The sequence below is a fragment of the Nocardia sp. CNY236 genome (assembly GCF_000482385.1).
In the GTDB taxonomy this organism is placed as follows: Bacteria; Actinomycetota; Actinomycetes; order Mycobacteriales; family Mycobacteriaceae; genus Nocardia.
This window is the reverse complement of the sequence record NZ_AXVD01000064.1, coordinates 1-5,543: the sequence shown is the minus strand read 5'-3', so window position 1 is coordinate 5,543 and position 5,543 is coordinate 1. Positions and strand designations below refer to the sequence as shown.

Annotated in this window: 6 protein-coding genes and 2 pseudogenes; 4 read left to right on the top strand and 4 right to left on the bottom strand. The window is 62.1% G+C overall.

All coding sequences use genetic code 11. From position 1 onward, the window contains the following. Nucleotides 1-277, bottom strand: a 277-nt coding sequence (locus K940_RS31130; protein WP_155980863.1) for a helix-turn-helix domain-containing protein, incomplete at its 3' end; no start/stop codon positions are given. 306 nt (nucleotides 278-583) lie between these two features. Here K940_RS31130 and rho point away from each other — a divergent pair. Then, nucleotides 584-2,236 carry a transcription termination factor Rho gene (gene rho / locus K940_RS0121265; protein WP_369797531.1) on the top strand — a complete coding sequence of 551 codons (1,653 nt, stop codon included), beginning with the start codon at nucleotides 584-586 and terminating at the stop codon, nucleotides 2,234-2,236. Between the two features lie 9 nt (nucleotides 2,237-2,245). Here the strand turns inward: rho and K940_RS33265 are convergent, their stop codons facing one another. After that, nucleotides 2,246-2,572 carry a hypothetical protein gene (locus tag K940_RS33265; protein ID WP_196812332.1) on the bottom strand — a complete coding sequence of 109 codons (327 nt, stop codon included), beginning with the start codon at nucleotides 2,570-2,572 and terminating at the stop codon, nucleotides 2,246-2,248. Here K940_RS33265 and K940_RS33780 point away from each other — a divergent pair. Continuing rightward, a pseudogene (locus K940_RS33780) lies at nucleotides 2,552-2,821 on the top strand (transposase); the annotation flags it as partial. The gene K940_RS33265 and the pseudogene K940_RS33780 sit on opposite strands and share 21 nt — an antisense overlap. Nucleotides 2,822-2,837: 16 nt before the next feature. On the opposite strand, the gene K940_RS34190 reads toward K940_RS33780, so the two are convergent. Both K940_RS34190 and K940_RS31120 read right to left on the bottom strand, forming a co-directional pair. Continuing rightward, nucleotides 2,838-3,062, bottom strand: coding sequence for a transposase (locus K940_RS34190; RefSeq protein WP_028479119.1), 225 nt, complete (start codon nucleotides 3,060-3,062; stop codon nucleotides 2,838-2,840). Nucleotides 3,063-3,391: 329 nt separating this feature from the next. Further along, on the bottom strand, nucleotides 3,392-3,760 hold the full coding sequence (locus K940_RS31120) for an IS110 family transposase (RefSeq protein WP_028479118.1): 369 nt from the start codon (nucleotides 3,758-3,760) through the stop codon (nucleotides 3,392-3,394). Nucleotides 3,761-4,097: 337 nt separating this feature from the next. Between K940_RS31120 and K940_RS29780 the strand changes: the two genes are divergently transcribed. Then, complete coding sequence (locus K940_RS29780; protein ID WP_196812331.1) at nucleotides 4,098-4,835, top strand: DDE-type integrase/transposase/recombinase; 738 nt, start codon at nucleotides 4,098-4,100, stop codon at nucleotides 4,833-4,835. 392 nt (nucleotides 4,836-5,227) lie between these two features. Then, nucleotides 5,228-5,543 (top strand): annotated as a pseudogene (locus K940_RS0121230) (ATP-binding protein); the annotation flags it as partial.

The following is a 5,543-nucleotide window of genomic DNA, read 5'->3' as shown; positions in this document are numbered from 1 at the left end:
CGAAGAACACTGTCCGGCCCCGTTGCCAGCCGACCCGCTCCATGATCACCGTCGTCGGCATATCGGGAAACTCCGCCAGCAACTCCCGGATCGCCGGCTCGAACTCATCGACCACCGAACCCTTCGGCTTGCGCCGATATCGCGGCGGCTCATGCGCCGCCAGCGCCTTCTTCACCGTGTTCTTCGAGATCTTCAACCGGCGAGCTATCGCCCGGATCGCCATACCCTCCGAGCGATGCAACCGGCGGATCTCCGCCCAGTCCTCCACGTTCAACACCTCATGATCGTTCACGGGTGGGTCAATATTCACCCGGAACCAGAGGGTCAGTATTCAGCCGGATGCGACACCGAGATCGTCGATATATTCGACCATCTCATTCTCGACATCAACCCAATAAGCGGTTGGTATTCGCCCCTTCACTTTGCAAGCCACTCAAGAAGTGGATGTCCCAGGGGCAAGTCCATCGATTCGGGGCCTCTCGAAGCCGTCAAGTCACCGCACGGTCACACATGAATTGAATGAGACAGCGATCCAACTACAACAATTACAAACCGAAAGGCACATCTCTTGACGTATGAGGACATCATTATCGTGTCGAACACAGGACCAAACGTAGAGTGGCCACCGAAGAGCCTGACCGCGATGAAACTGCCCGAACTGCGCACCATGGCATCCAATATGGGCATCAGAGGAACTTCCGGGATGCGCAAGAGCGATTTCGTCAACGCAATCTCCGAGCGAGTGGCCGCCGGTGCCGCTGCCGTTACCCCAGAAAAAACGAATGCCGTGCCCACGGTCGAGCCGGCAGAGAACAAGGCCCCAGTTGACCTCGCAAGCCCCACCCAACCACCGTCTACGAATGGCATAGACAGCCATAGCGCCTCGGGGATGAGCCGTTTGGAAGTTGACGGCGATACCACTGGAGAACGAGACCAAGGCGAGGTGCACGCCGGACGGCGCGCGGACGGCGGCCACAAAAGCATTGGCGTTGACAAACGCAACGACTCTCGCAGGGAGGGCCGCGGCAGACGGCGGCGGCGGAACCGGGAGCGCGATCGTGATCAGGAGCAGATATCCGATGATGGTGTACTGCAGCCAGTCGCAGGGATCTTGGACGTGCTGGAGAACTACGCATTTGTGCGTACTTCGGGGTATCTGCCCGGTCCCGACGACGTCTACGTGTCGATGAACCTGGTCCGCGGGAATGGGCTGCGTCGCGGCGATGCGATCACCGGCGCGGCCCGAGTCGTTCGCGAAGGTGAGGGCGGCGCAATCAACCATCGGCAGAAGTTCAACCCACTGGTCCGGATGGACACGGTTAACGGCAAAGACGTCGAGTCCGCGAAAACGCGACCGGATTTCGGCAAGCTGACCCCGCTCTATCCGAATGAGCGGTTGCGGCTGGAAACCATACCTGAACGGTTGACCACGCGGGTGATCGACTTCATCATGCCGATCGGCAAGGGGCAGCGCGCGCTGATTCAGTCGCCGCCGAAGGCGGGTAAAACCATGGTCCTGCAGGACATCGCGAACTCCATCGCGATCAACAATCCGGAGTGCCACCTCATGGTGGTACTCGTCGACGAGCGCCCCGAAGAAGTCACCGACATGCAGCGCTCGGTCAAAGGCGAGGTTATCGCTTCAACATTCGACCGACCGCCATCAGACCACACGCAGGCGGCCGAACTGGCGATCGAGCGAGCCAAGCGTTTGGTCGAGTACGGTAACGACGTTGTGGTGCTGCTGGATTCGATCACTCGACTCGGGCGTGCCTATAACAACGCATCACCCGCCTCGGGGCGCATCCTCTCCGGCGGTGTCGCTTCGACGGCCTTGTACCCGCCGAAGCGGTTTCTCGGCGCGGCGCGCAACATCGAGAACGGCGGTTCGCTGACGATCATCGCGACGGCCCTGGTGGAGACCGGTTCGACCGGTGACACGGTGCTCTTCGAGGAGTTCAAGGGCACGAGCAACGCTGAGCTCAAGCTCGACCGCCAGATCGCTGATCGGCGTGTGTTCCCGGCGGTCGATGTCAATCCGTCCAGTACCCGAAAGGACCAGCTTCTCATGTCGGTGGAGGAGTACTCGGTCGTGCACAAACTGCACCGTGTGCTCGCTGGACTCGATTCACACCAGGCGATCGACCTACTGGTCAGCCGACTCAAGAAGACTCGAAACAACACCGAGTTCCTCATGCAGGTGCAGAAGACGGCACCAGGTGACGAACGCGACTAGGAGGGTGTCTTACGTGGGGAGTTTCTTGTAGCAGGTGAGGGCGGCTGCGAGTTGGAGAAAGGCTGCGAACAGATGGCCGTGGCGTTCGTAGCGGATGGTGAGGCGTCGGTAGCCGGTCAACCAGGCGATGAGTTCGTGCACCGGCACCGCTTCGGTACCCGCGCCGAGGCGGCGTTGCGGATCGTCACTTGGATCACCGGGCTCTACAACCCGACCCGACGCCACAGCCTGTGCGGTGGTGGCCCGTCCCCAGCGGATCAGCCCGGTATTAGAGTCCTGTTGGCCCTCGTGGGGCTTGAAGGGACGATAGGGATTATGACTGGACGCAAGCGGCATTCCGCGGAGGAGATCGTACGGAAGCTGCGGCGTGCCGATGAGTTGGCCGCCGAGGGGCGCACTGGCGAGCAGGTCGCCGCCGAGCTGGGAGTGTCGGCGGCGACCTTGTACAACTGGCGCCGCCAGTACGGCGGTATGGACACTGATGCCGCCAAACAGCTCAAGGAACTGCGGGAACAGAACGCCCGGTTGAAGCGACTGCTCACCGACGCCGAGTTGGAGAAAGACGCTCTGCGGGAGATCAGCAAGGACGCTCCTATAGATGTCAAGTGGTCATAGCCCGGTTGACGGCGGTGTGCAAGGCTTGGTTGGCTTGACGGTCGCCGCCGCGGTGGAGTCGATGGCGAGTGGTCTCGCCGGAAGATGCCAGGATGGGCGCGACGCCGCACAAGCGGGCGAACGCGGCTTCGGTGGTGAGCCGTTCAGGATTGTCGCCGATCGAAAAAATCAGTGCTGCAGCGGCATCAGGTCCAAGAACGAATACACGCATAGCCGCGGGCGCGATATGCGTGAGTAGCTTGTTGAGCTGTTTCTTCAGTTCGGCGGCGTGAGCTTGTGAGTCCAGGACACGTCGGGCGAGTGAACGTAATGCGAGTTCGGTCGCCGCGGTGGGATCGGCGAGTCTGCCGGGTTCAGGCTCGAAACCGGCGCAGGTCGCGAGCAGCCGCGTTCATGTGAGCGAACGCAGCTGCGAACACGAGTTTCCGGGCTGGTGGTGACGAGGGAACGCAGGGCGTTGAGCGCGGCGGTGACGGCCTTGACGGTGTTGTTTCGGGCGACTCGCAGTGCGCGAACGGCTTCGATGGCGCCGTCGCGGTTCTATGGCGGGGTGAGCTGGGACCCGTCCAGGAGCTGGCGCGCCGCGGCATAAGCGTCGATGGTGTCGGTCTTGCCCTGGGATCGGCGTAGTCGCCAGTTCGGGCGGGGGACCTCGGCAACGTCGTAGCCGTGTCGTCGCATGTATCGCGCCAACTCCACGCCATAGGATCCGGTGCCTTCGATACCGACCCGGATCACGCTGCCGAGGGTCGGCAGCCAGTGGCTGATCTCTGCATATCCGGCAGCGGTGGTGGTGAATTCGCGGTCGGCGAGCTTCTTGCCGTGTTCGCTGATCACGGCAACGTGGTGAGTGTCGACGTGGGTGTCGACCCCGACGAAGATTGGTCGTTCGAGCAGGGAGGTAACCACCGTGGGCAGTCCCTTTTCGGTCGAGATTGACGGTCGAGCCGAGCGGGGATCGCACAGCCCAGTCACGAGACGACGAGCACGGCGCGGCATGCTCCTATCAGGTCACAACCCCCACTCCGGCCCGTTGGCTCAGCGGGGAGTGGGTTGCACCACCGGCGCGTGGACGGATCGACGGACCCTTCGAAAGACACCCATTGGCGCGGTCGGGAAAACTCCGAGTCAGGACCGCCCGTCCGGCGACACCCCTGAATCCTCCCGACCTGCGAGTGGTCAGAAAAATGGTGAGTCAGATCTCGACTCGGCCTGCGGTGCAACCCGCATTTATCATGACTGGAAAATGGTGAGCCCAGCGGCCGGGCGCCGCGTCGTTGGCATGCTCACGGATGTGATGGGCTTGTCGGAACGGTTTGCGTGCAAGGTTGTTGGGCTGGCTCGGTCCACCTATCGGCGGGTGCCGGCCGCGCAGACCCCGGCCGATCCGGACGCCGGTTTGCGGGCATGGTTGCGTTCGTATGCCACGAAACACCCCGGGCACGGGTTCCGGCGAGCGTGGGCGGCGTTGCGGTTCGATGAGGGCTCGGAGGTGAACAAGAAGAAGGTGCACCGGCTCTGGCGTGAGGAGGGCTTGCAGGTGCGCGCTCATTCGCCGCGCAAGCGGGCTGGTGCGTCGTCGGTGCCGCCGATCGACGCCGATGCACCGAAGGGGTCGTGGGCGTTGGACTTCCAGTTCGACTCCACCGTCGACGGTAAAGCGGTGAAGATCGCGTCGATGATCGATGAGCACACCCGCGAATCACTGCTGCACCTGGTGGAGCGGTCGATCACCGCCGAAAGACTGGTCGCCGAATTGGAGAAGGTGTTCCTTGCACGGGGCGGGCCGCCGCGAGTGCTGCGCATGGACAATGGTCCGGAGATGATTTCCCATGCACTGCAACGGTTTTTCGCCGATCGAGTCGGGATCGTCTACATCCCGCCGGGCACGCCGTGGAACAACGGCCATATCGAGTCGTTCAACCGGCGGCTGCGCGTCCAGTGCCTCAACCGCAACCACTGGACCAGCCTGCTCGAGGCGTGATGATCGGCGACTTCAAGGCTGGTCACGAGTGTTCTTCCTGTACTGTCCGCCAATCCTTCTTTGTACGAGCAGTGGCGTTATCGCTTCACCAGCTTCCAGCGCAACGACGACGCGCGATGGTCACCATACAGATAGGCCGCGGCCCTGTCTTTCGTGATCTACTCGCGCGTATCTCCGTTCACCGACGATCACAACCTGCTTGCTGCGGACAGTGGAATGGGGTCCGCTGGTCTACCCACCGCAATGAGCGTGCCCCCGGCCAGGATTCTTGTCGTCGACGACCTATCGCTAAACCTGCCCGGCGCACACAGTGTCGGCATGCAGGGTGCACATTTCAGACCGGGATCATCGTTGTCGTCCTTCGTTTGTGAACACCTGGCCCAGGAGGAATCTTGTTCGTTTGGCTGAATGGCAGTTTCGGTGCCGGGAAAACGTCGATCGCGAACGAGCTGGTCGCGACTGACCCGCGACACTGGCGGCTGTTCGATCCCGAGTTCGTCGGGTTCATGCTGCGCGCACAGTTCCCCGATACCGAAGCGAACGACTTCCAGGACCTTCCGTCGTGGCGACGGCTGGTCCCATTGGTCGCCCACGATATCGTCGCCGAAACCGGCCAGTGTTTGGTGATCGTGCAGACAGTGCTGAACCAGGAGTATTGGACCGAGATTGCTACCGGCATTACGGGACTGGGGCATTCGTTGCGTCATG